Source organism: Agrobacterium sp. O3.4, from assembly GCF_041414895.1.
Lineage (GTDB): Bacteria > Pseudomonadota > Alphaproteobacteria > Rhizobiales > Rhizobiaceae > Agrobacterium > Agrobacterium cucumeris.
Genome location: NZ_JALPZP010000005.1, coordinates 247,186 through 268,362, shown reverse-complemented (window position 1 = coordinate 268,362; position 21,177 = coordinate 247,186). Strand labels below are relative to the sequence as shown.

21 protein-coding genes are annotated in these 21,177 nt (G+C 53.5%); 12 read left to right on the top strand and 9 right to left on the bottom strand.

Annotated elements, in window-relative coordinates; genetic code table 11:
* Positions 1 to 48 precede the first annotated feature (48 nt).
* Positions 49 to 798, bottom strand: coding sequence for an SDR family oxidoreductase (locus M0412_RS21435; RefSeq protein ID WP_269699898.1), 750 nt, complete (start codon positions 796 to 798; stop codon positions 49 to 51).
* 92 nt (positions 799 to 890) lie between these two features.
* Here M0412_RS21435 and M0412_RS21430 point away from each other — a divergent pair, with 92 nt between their 5' ends.
* Positions 891 to 1,820, top strand: coding sequence for an AraC family transcriptional regulator (locus M0412_RS21430; RefSeq protein ID WP_269699899.1), 930 nt, complete (start codon positions 891 to 893; stop codon positions 1,818 to 1,820).
* 31 nt (positions 1,821 to 1,851) lie between these two features.
* On the opposite strand, the gene M0412_RS21425 is transcribed toward M0412_RS21430, so the two are convergent.
* The 4 genes from M0412_RS21425 to M0412_RS21410 all read right to left on the bottom strand — a co-directional run bounded on the left by M0412_RS21425 (position 1,852) and on the right by M0412_RS21410 (position 4,072).
* The gene (locus M0412_RS21425) at positions 1,852 to 2,424 is read right to left on the bottom strand and encodes a flavin reductase family protein (protein WP_161991366.1); all 573 of its coding nucleotides are present in this window, start codon (positions 2,422 to 2,424) and stop codon (positions 1,852 to 1,854) included.
* A gap of 11 nt (positions 2,425 to 2,435) precedes the next feature.
* Positions 2,436 to 2,771, bottom strand: a complete 336-nt coding sequence (gene fdxA, locus M0412_RS21420) for a ferredoxin FdxA (RefSeq protein ID WP_142841876.1) — start codon at positions 2,769 to 2,771, stop codon at positions 2,436 to 2,438.
* 105 nt (positions 2,772 to 2,876) lie between these two features.
* On the bottom strand, positions 2,877 to 3,476 hold the full coding sequence (locus M0412_RS21415) for a superoxide dismutase (RefSeq protein WP_142841877.1): 600 nt from the start codon (positions 3,474 to 3,476) through the stop codon (positions 2,877 to 2,879).
* Between the two features lie 107 nt (positions 3,477 to 3,583).
* Positions 3,584 to 4,072 (bottom strand): GNAT family N-acetyltransferase, encoded by a 489-nt coding sequence (locus M0412_RS21410; protein WP_269699900.1) that lies wholly within the window; start codon positions 4,070 to 4,072, stop codon positions 3,584 to 3,586.
* A 171-nt stretch (positions 4,073 to 4,243) separates the two neighbouring features.
* Here M0412_RS21410 and M0412_RS21405 point away from each other — a divergent pair, with 171 nt between their 5' ends.
* Positions 4,244 to 4,603 (top strand): VOC family protein, encoded by a 360-nt coding sequence (locus M0412_RS21405; RefSeq protein WP_269699901.1) that lies wholly within the window; start codon positions 4,244 to 4,246, stop codon positions 4,601 to 4,603.
* Between the two features lie 142 nt (positions 4,604 to 4,745).
* Here the strand turns inward: M0412_RS21405 and M0412_RS21400 are convergent, their stop codons facing one another.
* Entirely contained in the window at positions 4,746 to 5,315 is a 570-nt protein-coding gene (locus M0412_RS21400) for a TetR/AcrR family transcriptional regulator (RefSeq protein ID WP_269699902.1), read from the bottom strand.
* A gap of 46 nt (positions 5,316 to 5,361) precedes the next feature.
* On the opposite strand from M0412_RS21400, the gene M0412_RS21395 reads away from it, so the two are divergent.
* Positions 5,362 to 5,886 (top strand): dihydrofolate reductase family protein, encoded by a 525-nt coding sequence (locus M0412_RS21395; protein ID WP_269699903.1) that lies wholly within the window; start codon positions 5,362 to 5,364, stop codon positions 5,884 to 5,886.
* A 92-nt stretch (positions 5,887 to 5,978) separates the two neighbouring features.
* Here M0412_RS21395 and M0412_RS21390 read toward each other — a convergent pair whose 3' ends face one another.
* A complete protein-coding gene (locus tag M0412_RS21390) occupies positions 5,979 to 7,019 on the bottom strand; it encodes an aldo/keto reductase (protein WP_269699904.1) in 1,041 nt (346 codons plus the stop codon).
* Positions 7,020 to 7,204: 185 nt separating this feature from the next.
* Here M0412_RS21390 and M0412_RS21385 point away from each other — a divergent pair, with 185 nt between their 5' ends.
* Positions 7,205 to 8,110, top strand: a complete 906-nt coding sequence (locus tag M0412_RS21385) for a LysR family transcriptional regulator (protein WP_269699905.1) — start codon at positions 7,205 to 7,207, stop codon at positions 8,108 to 8,110.
* Positions 8,111 to 8,192: 82 nt separating this feature from the next.
* On the opposite strand, the gene M0412_RS21380 is transcribed toward M0412_RS21385, so the two are convergent.
* The gene (locus tag M0412_RS21380) at positions 8,193 to 8,978 is read right to left on the bottom strand and encodes a 2-keto-4-pentenoate hydratase (RefSeq protein WP_269700062.1); all 786 of its coding nucleotides are present in this window, start codon (positions 8,976 to 8,978) and stop codon (positions 8,193 to 8,195) included.
* A gap of 379 nt (positions 8,979 to 9,357) precedes the next feature.
* Positions 9,358 to 10,974: an ABC transporter ATP-binding protein gene (locus M0412_RS21375; protein ID WP_237681421.1), complete on the bottom strand. Its 1,617-nt coding sequence runs from the start codon at positions 10,972 to 10,974 to the stop codon at positions 9,358 to 9,360.
* Between M0412_RS21375 and M0412_RS21370 the strand changes: the two genes are divergently transcribed.
* The 8 genes from M0412_RS21370 (at position 10,973) to M0412_RS21335 (ending at position 21,166) form a co-directional block, all read left to right on the top strand.
* Complete coding sequence (locus M0412_RS21370; RefSeq protein ID WP_237681422.1) at positions 10,973 to 11,323, top strand: hypothetical protein; 351 nt, start codon at positions 10,973 to 10,975, stop codon at positions 11,321 to 11,323. The two genes, M0412_RS21375 and M0412_RS21370, sit on opposite strands and share 2 nt — an antisense overlap.
* A gap of 233 nt (positions 11,324 to 11,556) precedes the next feature.
* Positions 11,557 to 11,688: a hypothetical protein gene (locus M0412_RS21365; protein ID WP_269699906.1), complete on the top strand. Its 132-nt coding sequence runs from the start codon at positions 11,557 to 11,559 to the stop codon at positions 11,686 to 11,688.
* A gap of 257 nt (positions 11,689 to 11,945) precedes the next feature.
* On the top strand, positions 11,946 to 13,226 hold the full coding sequence (locus tag M0412_RS21360; protein WP_142841884.1) for a glycosyltransferase: 1,281 nt from the start codon (positions 11,946 to 11,948) through the stop codon (positions 13,224 to 13,226).
* A 365-nt stretch (positions 13,227 to 13,591) separates the two neighbouring features.
* Positions 13,592 to 15,052, top strand: coding sequence for a D-glycero-beta-D-manno-heptose-7-phosphate kinase (gene rfaE1 / locus M0412_RS21355; protein ID WP_142841885.1), 1,461 nt, complete (start codon positions 13,592 to 13,594; stop codon positions 15,050 to 15,052).
* Positions 15,052 to 16,038 carry an ADP-glyceromanno-heptose 6-epimerase gene (gene rfaD / locus M0412_RS21350; protein WP_142841886.1) on the top strand — a complete coding sequence of 329 codons (987 nt, stop codon included), beginning with the start codon at positions 15,052 to 15,054 and terminating at the stop codon, positions 16,036 to 16,038. The genes rfaE1 and rfaD overlap by 1 nt, the downstream gene beginning before the upstream one ends.
* A gap of 147 nt (positions 16,039 to 16,185) precedes the next feature.
* On the top strand, positions 16,186 to 17,865 hold the full coding sequence (locus M0412_RS21345; protein ID WP_283159211.1) for an HAD-IIIA family hydrolase: 1,680 nt from the start codon (positions 16,186 to 16,188) through the stop codon (positions 17,863 to 17,865).
* Complete coding sequence (locus tag M0412_RS21340; RefSeq protein ID WP_142841888.1) at positions 17,849 to 19,984, top strand: glycosyltransferase family 9 protein; 2,136 nt, start codon at positions 17,849 to 17,851, stop codon at positions 19,982 to 19,984. The genes M0412_RS21345 and M0412_RS21340 overlap by 17 nt, the downstream gene beginning before the upstream one ends.
* Before the next feature lie 51 nt (positions 19,985 to 20,035).
* A complete protein-coding gene (locus M0412_RS21335) occupies positions 20,036 to 21,166 on the top strand; it encodes a glycosyltransferase family 9 protein (protein ID WP_142841889.1) in 1,131 nt (376 codons plus the stop codon).
* Positions 21,167 to 21,177: the final 11 nt, after the last annotated feature.

Below are 21,177 nucleotides of genomic sequence, written 5' to 3'. Positions count from 1 at the left end.
GAAGCCGGGTGCTCTTCAGACACTCGGCATCCTGCTGCTTTCTGAAGGTCAGTGTTTGCGGGCGAGAGCGACGGCATCCGCGCCGGCTGGAAAGTGGAGCTGTCCCGAGTTGTCATGCACCGCGCTCCAAACCGCTTCGCCGACATCACTTTCATGGGTGGTCAAAGCCGGTTGGGCGAAAGTTTCGAGAATTGGTCCTGCGAAGCCCATGTAATCTTCGGGAAGCAGCTGCTCAAGCGGTAGAATGGCGTTGTGCGTGAAGCTGGTTGTCGGGGCATAACCCGGCTCTACCAGCTTCACGCCAATGTTGAAATGCGCCAGTTCATGCGTGAGCGAACCGGTAAATCCCTCAATAGCCTGCTTGCTGGCGGTATAGGCGGCGGCAAGCGGGAAAGAAGCAAGCGTAACACTGGACGTGACGTTGATGATCATGCCGGATTGGCGTTTTCTCATCTGCGGGATGACCGCCTGTGTCATGGCCATCACACCGAAGCTGTTGGTGTCGAAGATCGTGCGCACCGCCGACATCGGTGTAGTCTCAAAGGCGCCGACCATACCGATGCCGGCATTATTCACCAAAACGTCGATCGGGCCGGCCGCATCGATCGCTGCTGCAATGCTATGCTCGTCTGTCACATCCAGTGACAGCACGCGCAACCGGCCGGTATCGTCAGCAAAGCGGGCAGCGCTTGGACGCCGCATGGTGGCGATGACGTTCCAGCCGCGTGCGAGGAACAGTTCGGCAATCGCTTTGCCATAACCCGACGACGTGCCGGTAATCAGGATGGTGTTGGTCATGGTAAATCTCCGTTGTTGATGTGCGGGAGATAGACGGGCTGAGGTGGATGATATATGCTCAATGAGCTATTATTTGTTATCGATCGTCCAAAATGGATCCTCTCAGCGATATCGTCGACCTTTTGCGACCCAGTGCCGCCGTCTCGAAGCCGATTTCCGGCAAGGGCAGATGGGGAGTGCGCTATCGTCCGCATGATGCGCCGGGTTTCGCGCTCGTCCTTGCAGGTGCGGCATGGGTGATGATGGAAGGCCGGGTTCCTCTCAGGTTGACATGCGGAGATTTCCTGCTTCTGCCCACAACGCCGGCTTTTTCGCTTTGTAGCGAGACCGATGTCGAATGTGTTCCCGTCGAACCGCAGGATCGGGCTGTCCGTCATGGCGAACAGGAGGGGGCGCCCGATTTTGTCGCGCTGGGCGGAAGCTTCAGGTTCGAACGCATCAATGCTTCACTTCTGCTGTCACTGATGCCCGAAATGATCTACGTGCCGGCAGAGGAGAAAGGCGCATCGCGGCTGGCGCGGCTGATCGAGCTGTTATCAGAGGAATGCGCCGGCGAGGATCCGGGCAAGGAGCTGATCATCCGGCGCATGCTGGAAGTCCTTCTGGTGGAAGCGCTGCGCCGACCGGGAGCGGGCAATGCGGCAATTCCCGCGGGATTGGTAAAGGCAATGCGTTTACCCGGCCTTGCCCGTGCATTATCGGCCATGCATGAAGATGTTCGTGTGGGCTGGACGGTTGCGGAACTGGCGGGAATCGCCGGCATGTCGCGTTCGGCCTTTTCCGCACGCTTCGTTGAAATGGTGGGCTGCGCGCCGATCGAATATCTCGCCCGGTGGCGGATGGCGCTTGCCAGGGATGCGCTCATGAGCGGGGTAAAATCGCTCGACCGCATTGCCGATGAGATCGGCTATGAATCCGCCAGCGCATTCAGCACCGCGTTCCGCCGGAGAATGGGCGTTGCTCCAGGAAGCTTTGCCCGGGCAAACAATGACGATCGTCCCCATTCCACGGCTTTTCTTTAGCTATTGCCCTCGTGGCAACGCCTGAAACCCTTTAGGAGTTGGCTCCGCGTTCCTCCTTGACGGTATAGTCGCGCTCGCTCCAGAGCAGGGCCCTGCGCAGCGGGTCAGACGTCGCTTCAATGATGGCCCCGACAAACAGGATATGGTCGGCGGCATCGATGGAGCCGACGAGTTCGCAATCCAGGGATAGCAGCGCGCCGTCAAGCTTCGGGTTTCCCGAAGGCCAGAGACCCCAGTCGCCGACGGAAAATCGGTCCGGCAGGTTGCCTTTTCCGGCAAATATGTCGGCAATTTCCTCCTGTCCTCTTGCAAGTGCTGCGACGGAGAAGCGTCGGCTTGCGGCGATCAGATCAACCATGCGGCTGCTGGCATCGATGGAGATCATCAGATACGGGGGCTCGGCGCTGAGCGGCATGAAGGAGGTGATCGTTCGTCCGACCCTTTCTCCGGCATGGGAGGCCGTGGCCAAAGCCACGGTAAAGGCAAGGGCGGCCATCGCGTCTTTGAATTCGCGGGGGGAAATCGTCGGTGAAACGGTGCCTTTGAGCGGAATATGCGTATGGCTTATCACGCTGCCATCGATCAGCCTGAGATTATGAGACATGCAGTGCCGGGCTAACCGCCCGCTCCCGGGTTCTTGGAAAAAATGGAAAACTTGGCTGCGGCGCCATTCATGACGTCGGCATTATCAGGCGACTGCCTTTTCTGGTGTACGCGGGGCCAGATGCCCGAATAGTGGCGATTGAGGTCGAGCCAGACATGCAGCCCGGCTTCGGTATCCGGCCGGATTGCTGCCGCAGGACATTCGCGCTCGCAGATGCCGCAATCGATACATTGGTCGGGATGAATAACGAGCATGTTCTCGCCTTCGTAGAAACATTCGACCGGGCAGACTTCCACGCAGTCCATGTATTTGCAGGCGATGCAGTTTTCGGTAACGACATAGGGCATTGAAACGCTCGAATGAAGTTGCAGCCGGACGGCGGCTGTCCGGCTGCGCCTGACCCGGCCAGCCGCACGAGGGCAGCGGCAGAGGCCGGATCGGTGGGGCTCAGATCAGAGGCGGGCGGCCACGGCTTGCCAGTTCACCAGATTGTCGAGGAAGTTCTCGATATAGGCCGGGCGCTTGTTGCGGAAATCGATATAGTAGCTGTGCTCCCACACATCGCAGCCGAGAAGCGCCTTCTGGCCGAAGCACAGCGGATTGACGCCGTTTTCGGTGCGGGTGATTTTCAGCGTGCCGTCGGTATCCACCACCAGCCATGCCCAGCCCGAGCCGAATTGCGAGGCGCCGGCGAGGGCGAAATTCTGCTTGAACAGCGATACCGAGCCGAAGGATTGCGTCAGCGCATCCTCAAGCGTCTTAGGGATGGCGTGATTTCCCGGTCCCATGATCTCCCAGAAGAGATTGTGGTTCCAGTGCTGGGAGGCATTGTTGAAGATGCCGGACTGGGCGATTGCGCCCTTCTCATAGGTGCCCCGGACGATGTCCTCGAGGTTGCTTTTCTCCCATGCAGTGCCTGATATCGCCTTGTTGAGATTATCGACATAGGCCTTGTGGTGAAGATCGTGATGAAACTTCAGCGTCTCTTCGGACATGCCCGAGGCAGCGAGCGCATCATGGGCATAGGGGAGGTCGGGAAGCTGGAAAGCCATGGGGTATCCTTTGTCAACTGTTCGCTCAAGAGCATGAAATGAGCCTTGCGGAAACAAGGTGACAATACTTCTAGGAGCTCAACCATGGTTGAGGTCAAGAGGTTTTTTCATCGGGAGGGGAGGGCGTGTTCACTCACGTCTGGCACGTCAAACTCAAACCTCGGTATCATCCTTCCCGGGATCGACCCTGAGGGAACCACGCCCGTCTCTTTGGCACCCATGCGCTTATAGAACGAGGCAGCACCGGGATCGGATTCGATGAGAAGGGTCCGCCTGCCATGATCCCGGCAGATCGAAATCGCCCACTGGAAGAGAGCTCGCCCTGTGCCCAGCCCCTGCAACCTCGGTTCGACGAAAAGAGCTTCGAGCTCGGCGGCGCTGCTTTCTTTAAGGGATAGTTGGGCGACGCCCGCGAGCTCCCCTTCGGCAATTGCGACCTGAAAAAATGACTCGCGCATTTTCCGGGGGGTGATTGTCAGCTCTGAACGACAGGCACGCAGGAATTCCTCATCATAACCCCACACGGCCTTCGATCGCAGGCAAAGTTCTGTCAGCGCGTCTGCTTCCGCAAACGATGCCGCTCTAAGCGTCAGCATCTCATCTCTCCGGGGTGGGTATGTCTATCTCTGTCGTAAGCGATCGATATCATCGCCGCCTGCCGCTCTCCAGCCGTTACAACTTCGGGCTGGTGTTGACGTTGGTTCTGCTTGATATTTTGCGCAGTGGTGCACAACATCGCCTCCATTCTTGCGAAGCGGGAGAAACTCATGGCGAAAGCCGTTGGAATTGGTGGCGTTTTTTTCAGGGCCGGGGATCCCGCCGGCCTCGCCGAATGGTATCAGAAACATCTCGGCATAGACAATCTGCACATGTCCGTATGGCAGCAGGAGGCCGGAATGACCATCTTCGGGCCTTTCGCTAGGGATAGCGATTATTTCGGCCGTGATGAACAACAGTGGATGATCAATTTCCGGGTCGATGATCTCGATGGTCTTATCGCGAAGCTCACCGCAGAGGGCGTCAAGGTTGAGACCCGGGCGGAGTGGGATTCCGATGTCGGCCGTTTTGCCCGGATACACGATCCGGAAGGCAACCCAGTGGAATTATGGGAGCCTGCGGCGACCTGATGGCGATTTACCTATCGCTACCCGGGTTACGGAGCAATTGTGGAGGCGAGAAACCAATCATCTCGATGAAAATATCGTGGCGCGCTGAAATACGTGCCTTCGGCGCAGAGCCCGCAAAAATCCAGAACAGCGCGATTTCTGACTAGCGCTCCGCCCGCTTCACCATCTCAACCCATTCCTCCAGTGCTTTGCGGATGGCCGAGCCCGCGTCTTCACCACGGGTGAACGCCCACCAGGTGTGGGCCCCTTGCCAGACGGCAGCCATCTGCCAGCCAAGCCTTTCGGCGTTTCTGTCGTCGGCCGTGATCCGGCGTCCGAGCGCACGGGCAAGTGTTTTGCCCCAAAGTGCTCCCCGCGCTCGCAAGGATGGATTGCGAATATCTTCTCTCAGCAGCAGCAATCCATCACTTGCATTCTGTTCAGCGGCATCGCTGGGCATGAGCCGCGAGAGCAGGGAGATGGCCCCTTCAGGCGTCAGGGGTTCCTCGGCGTCGGCCGCGTCAGTTTCGGCCTGCAACCCGTCCCATGCACGCAGAAGTACGGCCTCCACAAGGTCTTCGCGTTTGCCGTATCGCTGCACCAGCGTTGCAGCGGACAGGCCGCAGGCCTTTGCGGCTGCGGCAAAGGTCATACCATCTGGCCCGGTTTGCAACATGAGGGGCAGCAGCGCATCCAGCGCCTTCTCATCGGAAATCAGCTTGTGTCTAGGCATGGTCTATATATAAACGTATATTCATTTATAAATCAAGGAGAACAATATGGCTGTCATTCGTGGATACATCGCGGCGAGTTTGGATGGCTTGATCGTCTCGGGAGACGGCTCCCTCGACTGGCTCTTCAAATATGACGACATGGACCTCGGCGAGCATGATTACCGACTGTTCCTGAAGGGCATCAGAACCGTCGTCATGGGACGGGCGACTTATGACTTTATCGCCAGCGAGAATTCACCCTGGGCCTATGGAGACCAGCGTGTCATCGTTGTCACGTCGCGCCCGATTGAACGACCAAAAGGACCGCTGGAAATCTACGCCGACGTCGATGCGCTGATCGCGGAATTACGCGCTCTCGAGGATGGCGATGTCTGGATGCTGGGCGGCGGCCGGTTGCAGATGGCCTTTATGGAGCGTGGTGCGCTGGATGAGATCGAGATTTACGTTATCCCCGAGATACTTGGCTCGGGCCAGCCTCTCTTTCCTCTCACCGGTTATCGCGCGAGTCCTCGTCTGCTCAGCGCCAAGCCGATTGAGAAAGGCTGTGTGCGATTGCATTACCGCTTTTGATCGGACCTCACGGCTGCACGGCTGACGACATTCCCTCGTTTTCCGGCGGCTGGAGCTACGCACAGCGCCCCAGGCCGCCAGCCTTTAAAAGTCTAGCCGTTGACCGTCGGTGGATTGAGCCGGGCAAAGCCCTCCTGCCGCTGATACGGGAAATGCGGATAGGGTGCGGTTGTCTCGCTGGCCTCGTCCAGCCGCGCCACCTGTGCTGATGTCAGCTCCCATCCCACGGCGTCGAGGTTCTGGCGAAGCTGTTCCTCATTGCGTGCGCCAATGATCACTGTGGAAACTGTGGGTTTCCTGAGCAGCCAGTTGAGAGCGATCTGCGGTACCGTCCTGCCGGTTTCTGCTGCGACAGCGTCGAGCGCATCGATTACGCGGTAGAGATGTTCATCATCCACCGGCGGACCGAAGCTCGCTGTCTCATGCAGGCGGCTACCTTCTGGCAGCGGCGTGCCGCGGCGGATTTTTCCGGTCAATCGGCCCCAGCCAAGCGGGCTCCAGACCATGGCGCCAAGGCCCTGATCCGCGCCGAGCGGCATCAGGTCCCATTCATAGTCCCGGCCAACAAGGGAATAATAGACCTGATTGACCACGTAACGCGGCCAGCCATATCGGTCGGCGACCGCCAGTGATTTCATGATCTGCCAGCCCGAAAAATTCGAGACGCCCGTATATCTGATCTTGCCGGACCGGACGAGCGTATCGAGCGTCGACAGCACCTCCTCCACCGGTGTGAAAGCATCGAAGGCGTGGAGCTGGAGAATATCGATATGGTCGGTCTGCAGCCGCCGCAGCGCGTCTTCCACTGCGCGTATCAGCCGGAAGCGGGAGGAACCGGCCTCGTTCGGTCCGTCGCCCATCGGCAGGCTGGTCTTGGTTGAAATCAGAACGCTGTCGCGCCTTGCCTTAATCGCTTCACCCAGCACCTCCTCCGATGCGCCGTTGGAATAGACATCGGCCGTGTCGAACAGATTGACGCCGGCCTCCAGACAAATGTCGACCAGGCGGCGAGCTTCTCGAGCGTCCTGATTGCCCCAGTTGCTGAAGAGTGGCCCGGAACCGCCAAAGGTTCCTGTACCGAAACTCAAGACCGGCACTTTCAGGCCGGATTTGCCGAGATAGCGATATTCCATGGAGTGTTCCTTTGTTGCTGCGACATGGTTGCGGCGAGGCGTCTGGTGGCCCCATGCTCTGCCCATTCCGCCGTGATCTGGCAGACGAGGATTGCGGTGTGTTTCAATCGCTGTCTGAAGATAGACGCTCACCCTTCAATGAAATAGAATGCCGAAAATAATATCACTTGTGAGATGAAGTCATTATGGCGCGACTTGAGATCAACCGGGCAGGGGAGATGGAGATCTTCGTGCGGGTCGTCGAGCTCGGCGGTTTTTCCCGAGCGGCGGCGGCGGCAAACATGACGCCTTCGGCGGTGAGCAAGCTGATCGCCCGGCTGGAAACGCGGCTCGGGGCACGCCTGCTAAACCGTTCCACCCGGCAGCTGCAGATAACGCCGGAGGGTTGTGCTTTTTATGAGCGTGCCACGCGCATCCTTGCCGATCTCGAAGAGGCAGAACGCGCCGCGGGGGAGGGCGAACAGCCTATCGGCCGCGTTCGGATCAACACCAGTGCTTCTTATGCCACGCATATTCTTGCACCCGTCCTGCCACGGTTTCTGGCGCTTCATCCGGGCATCACACTCGACATTGTCCAGACGGATTTGGTGGTTGATCTTCTTGCCGAGCGCATGGACATCGCCATTCGCGCCGGGCCACTGAAAAGCTCAAGCCTCGTTGCGCGAAAACTCGGTGAGACAAGGATGATCATCGCTGCCGCCCCGGATTATCTGCAGCGCTGCGGCGTACCGCAAACCATCGCCGATCTCGAGGACCACAATCGTCTCGGATTTGGCTATGCCCGGTCAGTCGATGGGTGGCCGTTGCGAGCCGACGGCAAGACCGTCGTCATCCCTGCAACGGGGCGCGTACAGGTCAGCGATGGCGAAGGCCTTCGCCGCCTTGCTCTTGCCGGTGTCGGCCTGGTTCGTCTTGCGGTTTTCACCGTTCGGGAGGACATCGCCGCCGGCCGGCTGATATCGGTCCTCGATGGTTTTGATACGGGTGAGATGGAGATGTTTCATGCGGTCTATGTCGGCCAGCGCGGACCACTTCCCTCACGCATTCGGGCGCTGCTCGATTTTCTGGGCGAATATGGGCGGGTGAAGTGATCATCCGGCGATATCGGAAAGCGCGACCGAGATGAAGACCGCAGGCGGCCACGGAAAACCGGACATCCGGATGGTGGTGCGCCTATGGTTTCGGACCGGACAAGGTGAAAGCACCAACCGATTTCAGCGTTATGTGTATCTCTTGGGCAAGTGTGTTTGGTATCACACCGCAGAGACTGCCCGTTGTTATGACATTGCCTGCTTTGAGCATATCGCCTTTGTTGAATGCCGCGTTCGCAAAGGCGACCAGCGGCGCAAGCGGATTACCATTCGGGTGTTTTACCGTGGCATCGAACAGCTGTACCGAACCTTCCGTCACAGTTAGTTGCGGCAGGTCTGTTTCGTTTCCGGCAAAGACCTCCAGAACGCCGGTATCTATTTCCGGACCGACGACGAAGCCGTGGTTGGCAAGGCGGTCGGCCAGAAACAACGGAAAGGGCACCTGATTTCTCTCAGCCAGCCGGTAGCGAAGAAGTTCAACCCCCAGATGGACCTTGCCGATGTGCCGCATGAGGTCGCCTCTGGTGAACGGCACCGTGCCGCGGGCTGGTATATCGGAGGAAAGAGTGAAGCAGATCTCCACCTCGATGCCTTCAGTTCCCGCTTCCGGAAAAGAGGCGATATTGTTGTCTTCGACCCGGAAACAATCCAGTATCGGCGCGCCGACCGCCTCGCCATCCGGCCGGATCGCCAGTTTCCAACCTTTTACCGGCTTTTCCGAAATCTCAGCAAATGCACGCTGTGCGGCCATTGCAGTTTCGAAATCATTGGGAACAAGACCATCCGTCTCCATCTGCGCCAGAGGAATTTTCCCGCCGGTGAGATCTGCCTGCGCAAATCTTCTGGCCAGTTCTTCGATAGCCGCCATTTCGTCATCATCCATTCCTGCAGTCACTTATCGAATGCTGTCACGATTTGGCGATGTTTGCCAAGGCTATCGATGCCGAGTTCGACAATATCCTTTCATGAAAGCTGGCGGCTTCATTACAAGGCGGACACTGCTGTGCACGTTCGTTATCGCGTTACCCGGCATGAATAAGGCGGATAGTGAAATGAAGACCGTAGCCGGAGGATGGGAACTGTCTGCACCACCAGCGTTGTGACGTCGTTCACCTGATCGACTGATGAAAATCCCACCGCTTCGCCAGAAGGACGCGCGATATGAACATCGCATGCCAATAGACGTCAATCGGTACGGAAATAATTAAGTATAATTCGGGCGGCAAGGCCGCCCGATCTGTTTTGGGTTAAGCTACATCTGCATCGAACTGGATGCTGTGCAGGCGCTTGTAGAGACCATCCGTTGCGAGCAATTCGCGACGGCTGCCCTGCTCAACAACCTGTCCGTTATCCATGACGACGATCTTGTCAGCCCGGTTAATCGTTGAAAGCCGGTGAGCAATGACAATCGACGTTTTATTTAGCGTCAGTCTCTCCAGCGCATCTCTGACGAGTGCTTCGGATTCCGAGTCGAGCGCACTCGTCGCCTCGTCGAGGATCAATATGTCTGCGTCTCTGAGCATAGCGCGAGCAATGGCAACACGCTGTCTCTGGCCACCGGACAGGCCGGACCCGTTTTCACCAAGCTTGCTGTCATAACCGTCAGGCATTTTCATGATGAAATCATGCGCATTGGCAGCCTTCGCGGCAGCGATGATTTCCTCATCCGTGGCGTTGTCGCGACCCACGGAAATATTGTGCTTTACCGTCCCCGAGAAGAGGAAGGTTTCCTGGCCGACGTAAGAAACATGCTCGCGCAGGCTGGCAAAGGATACGTCACGCAGATCCGTGCCGTTGATCTCAACCGAGCCGTTCTGTGGGTCGTAAAGACGCATCATGAGGTTGATGATGGTCGATTTACCACTGCCGGAGGGGCCGACCAGCGCCGTCATCTTACCGCCTTCGAAAAGGACACTGACGTCCCTAAGAACGGGCTGGCCGGAAACATATTCGAAGCTGACGTTCTTAAGTTCAACATCGCCGCTTGCCTTCGGGAGCGGTACGGCATCCTTTTTCTCGGCGAGAGTCAATGGGGCGTCCAGTACTTCAAACATCATGCGAACGCCAATCATTCCGCCCTCGATCTGTACTCTCATACGGGCAAGACGTTTTGCAGGTTCGTAGGCAAGGAGCAATGCCGTGATGAATGCCATCAGATCCCCTGGGGAGCCGCCTTTTTCAAGAACAGTGTAACCGGAGATGGCTATGACAGCCGCAATCGCAAGGCCAGACAATGTTTCCATGATAGGGCTTGTCGCTGCTTCGAGCTTAGCAATACCGTTGGCACGCTGTTCGACGTCAGACACCGCCTTGTTCATGCGTTGACGCATCAGCTTCTCTAGGGAGAACGCCTTGATGACACGAACGCCGATGCTGGTTTCCTGCACGACATTGACGATTTCGCCTAGTGAGGCGAGTTCTGCCTCCATGATCTTGCGAACACGGCGTAGAACTAGGCGCACGCTGAAAATCGCAAGCGGGCCAATAATCATGGAAATAGCACTCAAAAGGAAATTTTGAGCGAACATCACGATAATCAACCCGAGAAGCGAGAAAAGGTCACGGACGAACGACGTCACAATCGTATCTATGACGCTGCGAGCGGATTGAGCATTATAGGTAACACGGACGAGCAATTCAGAGGATGGCAAATTCTGAAAGAAGGAGACCCCCTGTTTCAAAAGCCTGTCATAAATCTTGCGTTGCTGTTCAGCCACAATGCTGTTGCCAGCTTTACTCAGGTAATAACTCTGTACAAAAGTCGCGAGTCCTTTGACTATAAAGATTACGGCGACAGCAACTGCAATTTCGAGAACGACATTGAAACCCTGTTTCAAATAAACGCTGTTGACGATATCACGCATGATCCATGCACTGAGAGACGTCATACCTGCGACTACAAGCATAGCCACGATTGCTGCAGAGTACCAACCAACGTGCTTTTTGAAGTTTTCTTTAAAAAGCCGCGTCAGCAACTTCTTGTCGTTTGGCGACAAAAACGATCCGATCACAGAAACATCCTTATTTGACGTCGACGCTCACACAGATTTTCAATCGCACATTCAGCAGCATGTTTTCATGCAGGATGGCTTTAAAGGTTCCAACTGCCGTGCCAAGCTCGATGATATTTACCACGCAATTCTGGTGAAACGCGCGAAAAAGGTTCTACCGAACCGGAAAACCTCTTCAACTGATTTTAGACGACGCCAATAAGCCTAGGGCTTCAAAGTGTCAACATTGCGTAGTGATGGAACCACCGCATGAACATGACTCTGGCGGGGGGGAGCTCTAAAAATGTCCTGGTTGGTGCAGTTCGGTGACGCCAACTCCGGTTTTTATAATTGGAACGGCGAAGCGGTTGATAATTGCAGGTCAGCACTACATTTGCATTTCTTCCCGTATCGAAATTTCCCTCTCCCTATTCTTCTCACAGAAGAGATCAAAAAATGACCCGTAAATTCTACCACAAGGAGTATGGTGGAGCTTTCTTTGAAAACCACTTCTTTTCTGCGGGCAACATGGCGAATAAGCTGCGCCTCTTGCGAATTTTAGAAAATCTGTGGGGTTGTGGATCGTAAAAAGCCACGTTGCTGGCGTTCAAACCTCCCGGGCATTGGTTCCAATCGAGGTGTTAGGGCGGATGTTTGCGCTGTTGCCTGATTGACAAGCCCGCAGACTGAAATCTATATCGGCCAAGTGTTGCGAAGGTTCTGGCTTGGAACGTTCTCGTTTATCGGTGAGCAATGGACCGACCATTCACTGATCGCAGGCGAATTTTTTGGTTGCATCCCCCGATGGTGTTCGTCGGGCCAGTTCAAGGCAGGCAGGTCAGTGAATGCCCGATGTTTTTTTTGATTTATCTGAGCTGTATTTGAACTCCGGCGTGAAATTCAAATATTATGGCATCGCGCGTACGGTGATGGAAGTTGCCTATGAGCTGACGGAAATTGATGCAACCGTTCGGTATGTGATATACTCGCCATTGCATCGAAGGTTCTTTGAGGTTTTTCCCCGGACAGGTGATGCTTCACCTACAGGGGTCCTAGACCCTAATATTCCATCTTCCGCAACGCCGTTGCGGCTTCGCCAAAATCTGTATGATAAAAACGTGTTTAAGAACGCGCTCTACCGTGTTTTGCAGAGTATCGTTCAATATCGCAATAAGAAGCGCTGGGCGACGGTTCCTGCGGGCGCGGTTAAAGAAGTTGATCTCAATGGGAATGTGCTCATAGCGCTTGGGCGCCCGAAGATAATGTCTGATTATCTGATGGCTCTTGCAGAAAACGGTACGAAGCCGATTTTCATTCCGCTTCTCCATGACATGATACCGTTGCACGATTTCAGTCATCGAAATCAGTTTTCATTTCCCAGAAACTTTATTTACGACAATCAGGTCGTGATCGAGGCTTCGTCCATGGTCTTGACCAATTCCGAGTTTACGGCGGCTGAAGTCAAGCACTTCTCCGAAGTTGGGACATTGCCGCCTGTACCGGATGTTGTCGCTGTTCCGCTCTGCCACGAATTACGACCGACGAATGAAGCAGTTAATAAGCGTGGTCCAGAGAAGCCATATCTTCTTTGCGTTGGCATCTATAACGGGCGAAAGAATCTGGAGTGCGTCGTGGAAGCAATGCTTTCCCTGCATCAGCGGGGCGTTTCCGTTCCGGAGCTCGTGTTGGCAGGTGCGCGTCGCAAGAGAGTAGAGAAATTTCTGAAGAAAGACAAATTCGCACCTTTGTTCGGAAAGTTTCACTTTGTTTTCAATCCGAATCAGGCGGAGCTACGGTCGCTTTACGAAAAGGCCTATGCCCTTCTTTTGCCCAGCCGAATGGAAGGCTGGGGGCTTCCCGTTAGCGAGGCATTATGGTGTGGAACTCCGGCCTTGGCCGCAGATGTTCCTGCTTTAAGGGAAGCGGGGGGGGGGCTGGCGCGCTATTTCGACCCAGAAAATCCGGAGGAGCTGGCGATCCAGTTAGAGACCTTTATTGAGAATCCCGCGGAATATGCAGCGGTGAAAAGAAATATCGAACTCTCCAGGCCGCAAATGCGTACTTGGAAAGATGTCGCGAATGGCGTGCTTCAGGCGGTCAAAAAAATGAACGATCTAAATAAGTAAAAAATCGGATTAATTTAGATGTATACTTCTATATTATTTCGATTAAGGGCTATGCGCGAGATATTGCATCTGGTTTTTGGTTGATGTATTGGGGGTATATGGGGTTTCCGGTGGTCTCTGTATTGAATTTGTGGAAGCAGGAACTCAACTGATATTCAGCGGCTATAGGTTGGCCGGAATATTCTCATGGGCTGAACACGTTGTCGGACGTTTGGCACAATTTGGATGAATTAGAATGGTAACTCGATTCGGTTGAATCGTTTTTTGGGGGGCGGGGGCTCTGTAGATTCAGAGTAATTTTTTGGCATTGCCGTTCGTGTGTTCTGTAGGTCACATAAGGGCAGGGACAGGAAGAGTAGCTGGTGATGTTGGACTATTTGAGGTTTTCTGAAGTTAAAGTTCTCTGCATCGGCGACGTAATGCTGGATTGCTTTATTTCTGGTGATGTTGGTCGCATTTCGCCGGAAGGCCCGGTTCCCGTTATGTGCGCGCGATCGGAAGAATATTTTGCCGGCGGCGCTGCAAATGTCGCGCGCAATATTTCGTCTCTTGGTGCGAGCTGTACCCTCTTAGGAGCGATCGGAAAAGACAGCAACGGCACCAAGCTCTTCGAACTGTTGAATGCTGTTCATGATGTCTCGGCAAAGTTTGTTATTTTGGATAAGCGTCCGACCACGATCAAGACACGCTTTTTGGGTCACGGCCAACAAATGTTACGTGTCGATTTTGAGGACGCTTCGCCGATTTCGTCGGAAGAGGAAGATCGGGTTATCTCAACCGCGGTATCCTTGATCGGCTCGCACAGCGTTGTCATTCTTTCCGACTATGCCAAAGGGCTCTTAAGTGAAAGAGTTGTAAAAGCGATTATTGCGGCCTGTCGGTCCGAGGGGAAGCCCGTTATCATCGACCCCAAAACTTCCGATTTTTCCCGCTATGCCGGGGCAGCGATTGTGACGCCCAATCAAAAGGAAACACAGGCGGTGACGGGTCTGTGGCCCGATACTGATCAGGAAGCCGAATTGGCCGGCGAGTTGATCCTGTCTCGCTTTGGTATTGAGGCAGTCCTTATTACCCGTGCTGAGAAAGGCATGACGCTTGTTGAGCGAGGTCACCAGCCATTCCATATTCGCGCGGATGCGAAAGAGGTCTTCGATGTTGTCGGCGCAGGGGATACGGTGATCGCGGCACTTGCGGTGGGCCTAGGCTCGCATATTTCGCGCGCGGATGCTGCGCGCATTGCGAATGCTGCTGCCGGTATCGTGGTCGGGAAAAAGGGGACCGCAACTGTTTCCGTTGCGGAGCTTAGAGATGCGTTGTCTCACGACACGTCATCCGGGGAAATAAGCCCTTCTGACAAGCTTGTTGCTTGGCAGGATATCCAAGCTCTTACACAAGATTGGCGAAGCGATGATCTGAAAGTGGGCTTTACCAACGGCTGCTTTGACATCTTGCATGTCGGTCATATCAGGCTTTTGCAATATGCAAGAGATAATTGCGATCGTCTTATTGTGGGTGTAAATGCCGATAGCTCGGTAAAACGGCTTAAAGGCCCGGCAAGGCCCATAAATACAGAATTTGATCGGGCAGAATTGTTGGGCGCGCTTGCTTTTGTAGACGCGGTGGTGGTGTTTGAAGAGGACACGCCACTTGAACTCATCCAGATGATACGCCCGGACGTTTTGGTAAAAGGCGCGGATTACACGGTCGATAAAATTGTCGGTGCTGACGTCGTCTTGGGGGACGGCGGCAAGGTCGTGACGTTTGAAATAGTACCAGGAAAGAGCACGACGGCGACAATAGCGCGCAGTCAGGAAAGGGCAGTCTAATGTACATTGTTACCGGAGCTGCCGGATTTATCGGGTCAAACATTGTCGCTGATTTGGAAGCTGCGGGTCTAGGGCCCGTTGCTGTGGTTGACTGGTTCGGCCGCGGTGACAAGTGGCGCAACCTCGCGAAGCGGAATATTGCCGCTTACGTCGCCCCTGAGGGACTTTTGGACTATCTTCGTGGCCTCAAGGTGGACGTGAAGGCGGTTATTCACATGGGTGCGATTTCGGCCACCACGGAGGCTGACGTCGACCGGTTGATCGACTTAAACATTAATTATTCGGTTATGTTGTGGGATTGGTGCGCAGAGCATGGCGTCCCGTTCATCTATGCGTCTTCCGCTGCGACTTACGGTGGAATCGAAGATGGCTTTGATGACGACGAGACGTCTGCAGGGCGAGCAGCTCTCGCCCCGCTAAACGCCTATGGCTGGAGCAAGAAGACGACCGATGATATTTTTGTTGAACGTGTAGCGCGAGGCGAGAAGGCGCCCCCCCAATGGGTTGGCCTCAAATTCTTCAATGTTTATGGGCCTAACGAATATCACAAGGACGACATGCGCAGCGTAGCCTGCAAGCTCTTTGATGTCGTGCAGACAACAAATGAGGTCTCTCTGTTCAAGTCCTATCGGCCTGATATTGCCCATGGAGAACAGCGTCGTGACTTTGTTTACGTTAAAGACTGCACGTCGTTCATTCTTTGGCTTTTGCACAATGGAAACCGGAGTGGAATATTCAACTGCGGGTCCGGTAAAGCAAGGTCATTCGCCGATATCGCCCACGTCATGGGCGATATTCTCGGCAAGAAACTGAATATAAACTTCATTGAAATGCCTGAGGCTATCCGGGGTAAATATCAGTATTTTACGGAAGCAAATATGTCGAAGGTGGCGTCGATCGGCTATAATGGTCCGCAATCATCCTTGGAAGAAGGGCTTGATGACTATATTAACTCTTATCTACGGCATGAAGACAGGTATCGCTAAAGTAAATGTCTGATCCAAGAGGTGTCCGTGCCTCAAGGAAACTGAGACGAGACTTTTGTAAGAATTCGTACCGCCTGAGATTGTTAGGTGGTGCAGCTGTCGATTCGACAATTGCTTTAGCCCAATAGTATAGTTAGGAAGACCCTTATGGTCCAGCCGGGTTTCAAAACCGCTCAGAATGAATATCTGGAGCTTAAGAAATGGCTTTTCGAAGCGGCGCTTCCTTTATGGTCTTCGGTTGGCCGTGACGACGTTAATGGCGGTTTTTTTGAAAAGATTGACAGAAGCGGTGTAGCTATTGAGGCTCCGCGCAGAACGAGAGTGGTCTGTCGCCAAATCTACAGCTTTTCCGCTGCGAAAAATATGGGATGGTCGGGCGATGCTCAAGGTCTGGTCATGCACGGGTGGGATTTTCTTCGCCGCCACTGTTTTAACGCAGATGGGACTTTGATCACGACTGTAGATGCCGTCAACGGGTCAAGGAAGACCTCGTTCGATCTTTATGATCATGCTTTTGCTTTATTCGGTTTAAGCTGTGTTGCCGACTCTCTGGAGACTGGAGAGATTGCCGCAGATGAGGCCCTGCGCTGTCTTGAGGCGATGATATCTGGTTGGAAACATCCGGTTGCGGGTTTCGAAGAGGCGGTTCCTTCCCTTGTCCCGCTTCGGTCAAACCCTCATATGCATCTATTCGAGGCGTTTCTTGCATGGCTCGAAAATCTGCGGGTCAAGAATCCCGAACGCTGGTTGTCTTGTCTCAACGAAATCGGTGATTTATGCCTATCGACATTTGTATCCGATGAAAACGGGTCGCTTCGTGAATATTACAATCACGACTGGTCTGTGATGCGCGACTATGCTCCTACGCCGGTCGAGCCGGGGCACCAATTCGAGTGGGCGTGGCTACTGACAAGGTGGGGCAAAATGGTCGGGCGCAAGGACGCCTTGATCGTAGCGCGGAGACTGGTGGAGATCGGTGAGGGAGGGGTCGATGAGGCGCTTTCGTTGGCGCAGAATGGCCTTGATTTCAGCCTGAACCCCGCAGATAGGGCTTTTCGCCTATGGCCGCAAACGGAGCGGATTAAGGCTTGGCTTATGATGGCCGAAACGGCGGTAACACCAGAGGATAGAGAAAATGCTTATGCGAAGGTGGCGGATGCAGCCTCTGGTCTGAAGCGTTTTCTCAGTGATGTTTCACCTGGTCTTTGGGTGGACCGGTTTGATGAGACGGGACGTCCGGTGGAAGAGCCTTCGCCAGCGTCCTCTCTCTATCATATTGTCTGCGCCATCGAGGAAATGCATAAGTTGCTGGAACCTCAAGCACAAAGCCTGCCTGCACTTTTCCTGGATCGCGATGGGGTGATTATAGAAGACACCGGATACCCCAGTAAAGTTGAGGACGTTCGGCTGATTCCGGGGGCGGCGGAAGTTATAAGCTCTTTTAGAGATCGGGGATACCGTGTCTTCGTTGTAACAAACCAGTCCGGCATAGGGCGCGGTTATTATGATGATCTCGACTACATAATTTTGCGAGCACATATCGGGAAGTTGCTTCGTGAAGAAGGGGCTTTTATTGATGATGAGCGCCTTTGCCCTTTTCACGAAAACGCCACCGTTGAAAAGTACCGGGGCAATCACTATTGGAGGAAGCCGTCTCCAGGAATGATAGAAGATATTGTTGTCCGTTGGAACATAGACCGAAAGCGAAGCGTTCTTATAGGTGACAAACTATCGGATATAGAGGCGGCAATCGCGGCGAACATCGACGGTCGTCTTTTTAGTGGTCAGAATTTGATGCGTTTCGCGGAAGATGAAAACATTCTATGACGGGAAATGTTTTGAAATCTGCTCATGGGAAGAGCGAGGCATGAAAGAAGGCGTCTCTTACGAGGCTTTCGAGGCCTATCTGTCGCAGCAGCGTCATCCGGAATATAGCGGCCCAGCCACATATCGCGCGCTTTTCTATACACTCGCTCTCGAGTTGGTGGAGCCACGTGTCGCCTGGTTGTTCGGCTCATGGGAGGAGAGCGAAGTCGATTGGATAGAGGCTCAAGGCTGGACAGCGATTTTGGGCGAGAGTACCGAGATTTTAGCAGACCACCGGAATGATGACAAAAGTCGGACTGCCAATCTCGTGATTTGTCGCCTTACGAATCCCCACGTTGATTCAAAAGCCGCTTACCAGATTGTCTCTGACGCAAACAGTCGCCTTTCTTCTGGAGGCGTCCTTATCTTGGAAATAAAAAGGCCGATCGACGATGTTGGCGTGTCATTCAGACAACACGATCGTTCGACCGAAGTTTCTCCCGAGTTTATCCTTGCTGGCGCTGAGCGGTATTTAGGATTTTCTTCGGTCGAAACGCGTTACTTTCCAGCAGGTCCAGTTGGAGAGGCCAACACCCAATTCGTGATTGCGGTTATTTCGCAGAAGTCATACGCCGATGTGGAACTTCGTGTCTCGGCTGTTGGCCGGGCAATCAGCTTAATTGCTGGATATGGGGATCTAGAAGCTGGTGTCAATTCTGAAGGAACCTTAACTCACCCTTCCGAAGTGATATCTGCAATGCGGGACTGGCGCAGTCAGTCGAAGATGAGTGCTGATGTGATTGCTGAACTTTCAAGCGCTGCGTTGGAAGCAGGAAGTGTCTCTCATCGCCTCTCGAAAGCGGAGCGTCGTATACGTCGATTGACTTGGCAAGCTGCTATATTCTTGCCGATAACTTATCCGCTGTCGGTGATTATTGCGGGAGCCGCCGGATTGCTGGCGCGTATCAAGGAAAAAAAACGTAAGGGTCGCTTTAACACAAAAAAAAAACTCACGTCTGAACAGCGTGAAACCTCTGATCGGCAGATAGTAACGACATCTCCGCATGCTGGGCATTTTTCCGGTAATGTGGAACTTAGAATACTTATTGTAAAACTCGATCATATTGGCGATTTTATTTTGTCCCTCCCTGCCATTCGGCTCCTTAAGGACGCATGGCCCCATGGGCATTTCACGATTGTCTGTTCTCCCACCAATTCGAGTTTGGCCAAGGCATGCGGCTACTTCGACGAGGTGAAAGAATATAATTTTTTTGCGCAGCTTTCGCAGGATGTTAAGAAGGCTGACATGTCTAAATTTTCCAATATCAGCGATGTGGTTGGTGAGGCCTATGATATCGCAATTGATCTTAGGCATGACCAAGATACGAGACCAATATTAGCTTTTGTCGATGCAAAGATAAAGGCCGGGTACCAGACCCATGGGAAGCAGTTCGTTCCGCTCGATGTCTCGCTTCCCCCAATTCCCGAACGCTCTGGCCTTCACAAAAGCCCTCACAATATCCGCAGGTTAATGCTACTTTGCAGCCACGTAATAAACTCCGTTAAGCCTTTGGTATTCGATGCGGGTGCTGCTCTGATTTCTGCCGGGAACGAAGAGTTCCTTTGGGCTGGAGCAGAATACGCAATCTTAGCACCCGGTGGTGGGACGCTTGCCAAGAAATGGCCAGCTGAGAGATTTGCCGAATTGGCAGTTCGGATAGCCAAACACCACAATCTAAAAATTGTTGTACTGGGTGGTGCGCAGGAAAAAGAATATGGTGAGGCTGTTGCCGGAGCTCTTCCCGAGGGACAGGTATTTGATCTGACAGGAGGGCTGCCGCTTGTCGATATGGCGAAGGTTTCAGCGGGTGCCAGAATATTCGTGGGTACCGATACTGGTGCCACTCAGCTTGCAGCTCTTTTAGGTACCCCGACGGTAGCGGTGTTCAGCGGGGTTGCAGATGTGAACCTATGGCAGCCAGTGGGTGCAAAAGTAGAGATCGTGAGGCGACCAATTCCATGTTCTCCGTGTTACATCGCAAAAATCGAGAATTGCGTACAAGGTCATGCTTGTATGAATGATATTCAGGTGGATCACGTCTACACGTCTGTAAAAAGCTTGATATCTGCAACGAGTTAACGCTATCTGTGGTTGAAATACTATGTGTCGGGACAAAGTAGAGAGTGTGTGGTGGCAGTTTTCAAAGCGCTCGAAAAGAAAATCAGACATGCATATAAAAGACGCAAACTTGCGTCGTCAGGTATTGTTGAAAATGATGATGGAGCGATACTTGTAACAGGCGGACTGGGTGATTTAATAGTGATAGCCCGGTTTATGCGCGATCTTTTACAGCATTTAGGCGGTGGTGAGTTTTCCATTTTTTATAGCTCGCCCACGGTGGCGGAAATGGTTTTCAAAAGTGTCCCCGGATTTAAAGGTGCTTATCCGTCACATTTTTATAAATATGCCAAAGATGTCTGTCTTTATGGGCTCAAGATAAACCAGTTTATATATGTTGAGAAATGGCCAGGCCATCGTGCATTAGCGAAGGCCGATAAGAAAATATATGAACTTGTACGAATACTGGAGGCCTACGAGAAAAAAATTGAGCCGCTTGATGTCGTACGCTCTCATCACCCTTTTCTCGATGGAACTTTAGGTCGGTACGCGGCTATCAAAGGCCGATCCCGAAATGATTTTCTGCACTATGTAACGGGCGTTGGATATGGAGGGGATAAATTAGCTCTCAGTTGCGATGAGACGGTTTTAACCCAACATGATCTAATCGCTGGCAAGTACATAACGATTCACAACGGTTATGATGAGGCAATGCAGGGCCTCCCAGGACGGAGGGCTACAAAGGCATATCCGGGATGGAGCGATGTGATTTCCTATCTTATGGAAAAGTTTGGCGGAGATTTTAAGTTTGTCCAAATCGGTACCACGAAGACGAGCGAGCCTATCTCTGGTGTAGATGTTAACCTGATTGGTAAGACGTCTTTGGCGGAGGCTCTGGGGCTTCTGGCGAATACTGCATTTCATTTGGATAATGAGGGGGGGTTCGTACATGCTGCGGCAGCTTTCGGGAAAAAAAGCTGCGTCGTCTTCGGGCCTACGTCGGTTGATTATTTTGGTTATTCCTCAAATTTGAATTTCGCTCCATTGCAATGTGGGGATTGTTGGTGGAGTGAAAAGACTTGGATGATGGCGTGTCCAAAAGGAGATTTGGCTCCAATCTGCATGTCAGCTTATGATGCAGAGGTTTTGGCGCGAAATATCCATAACTGGTGGGAAAACCAGATTATTTCGCCTAGTGTTTAAGTTTGGCAATT

What these genes read in the sequence shown, in the direction of transcription:
- M0412_RS21370 (WP_237681422.1), top strand. Translation starts at nt 10,973, where the DNA reads ATGATCCATGCACTGAGAGACGTCATACCTGCGACTACAAGCATAGCC.
- M0412_RS21395 (WP_269699903.1), top strand. Translation starts at nt 5,362, where the DNA reads ATGGCTGTCATTCGTGGATACATCGCGGCGAGTTTGGATGGCTTGATC.
- M0412_RS21360 (WP_142841884.1), top strand. Translation starts at nt 11,946, where the DNA reads ATGCCCGATGTTTTTTTTGATTTATCTGAGCTGTATTTGAACTCCGGC.
- rfaD (WP_142841886.1), top strand. Translation starts at nt 15,052, where the DNA reads ATGTACATTGTTACCGGAGCTGCCGGATTTATCGGGTCAAACATTGTC.
- M0412_RS21410 (WP_269699900.1), bottom strand. Translation starts at nt 4,072, where the DNA reads ATGCTGACGCTTAGAGCGGCATCGTTTGCGGAAGCAGACGCGCTGACA.
- fdxA (WP_142841876.1), bottom strand. Translation starts at nt 2,771, where the DNA reads ATGCCCTATGTCGTTACCGAAAACTGCATCGCCTGCAAATACATGGAC.
- M0412_RS21375 (WP_237681421.1), bottom strand. Translation starts at nt 10,974, where the DNA reads ATGCGTGATATCGTCAACAGCGTTTATTTGAAACAGGGTTTCAATGTC.
- M0412_RS21425 (WP_161991366.1), bottom strand. Translation starts at nt 2,424, where the DNA reads ATGTCTCATAATCTCAGGCTGATCGATGGCAGCGTGATAAGCCATACG.
- M0412_RS21405 (WP_269699901.1), top strand. Translation starts at nt 4,244, where the DNA reads ATGGCGAAAGCCGTTGGAATTGGTGGCGTTTTTTTCAGGGCCGGGGAT.
- M0412_RS21365 (WP_269699906.1), top strand. Translation starts at nt 11,557, where the DNA reads ATGACCCGTAAATTCTACCACAAGGAGTATGGTGGAGCTTTCTTTGAA.
- M0412_RS21415 (WP_142841877.1), bottom strand. Translation starts at nt 3,476, where the DNA reads ATGGCTTTCCAGCTTCCCGACCTCCCCTATGCCCATGATGCGCTCGCT.
- M0412_RS21400 (WP_269699902.1), bottom strand. Translation starts at nt 5,315, where the DNA reads ATGCCTAGACACAAGCTGATTTCCGATGAGAAGGCGCTGGATGCGCTG.
- M0412_RS21380 (WP_269700062.1), bottom strand. Translation starts at nt 8,978, where the DNA reads ATGGCGGCTATCGAAGAACTGGCCAGAAGATTTGCGCAGGCAGATCTC.
- rfaE1 (WP_142841885.1), top strand. Translation starts at nt 13,592, where the DNA reads ATGTTGGACTATTTGAGGTTTTCTGAAGTTAAAGTTCTCTGCATCGGC.
- M0412_RS21430 (WP_269699899.1), top strand. Translation starts at nt 891, where the DNA reads ATGGATCCTCTCAGCGATATCGTCGACCTTTTGCGACCCAGTGCCGCC.
- M0412_RS21435 (WP_269699898.1), bottom strand. Translation starts at nt 798, where the DNA reads ATGACCAACACCATCCTGATTACCGGCACGTCGTCGGGTTATGGCAAA.
- M0412_RS21345 (WP_283159211.1), top strand. Translation starts at nt 16,186, where the DNA reads ATGGTCCAGCCGGGTTTCAAAACCGCTCAGAATGAATATCTGGAGCTT.
- M0412_RS21340 (WP_142841888.1), top strand. Translation starts at nt 17,849, where the DNA reads ATGAAAACATTCTATGACGGGAAATGTTTTGAAATCTGCTCATGGGAA.
- M0412_RS21385 (WP_269699905.1), top strand. Translation starts at nt 7,205, where the DNA reads ATGGCGCGACTTGAGATCAACCGGGCAGGGGAGATGGAGATCTTCGTG.
- M0412_RS21390 (WP_269699904.1), bottom strand. Translation starts at nt 7,019, where the DNA reads ATGGAATATCGCTATCTCGGCAAATCCGGCCTGAAAGTGCCGGTCTTG.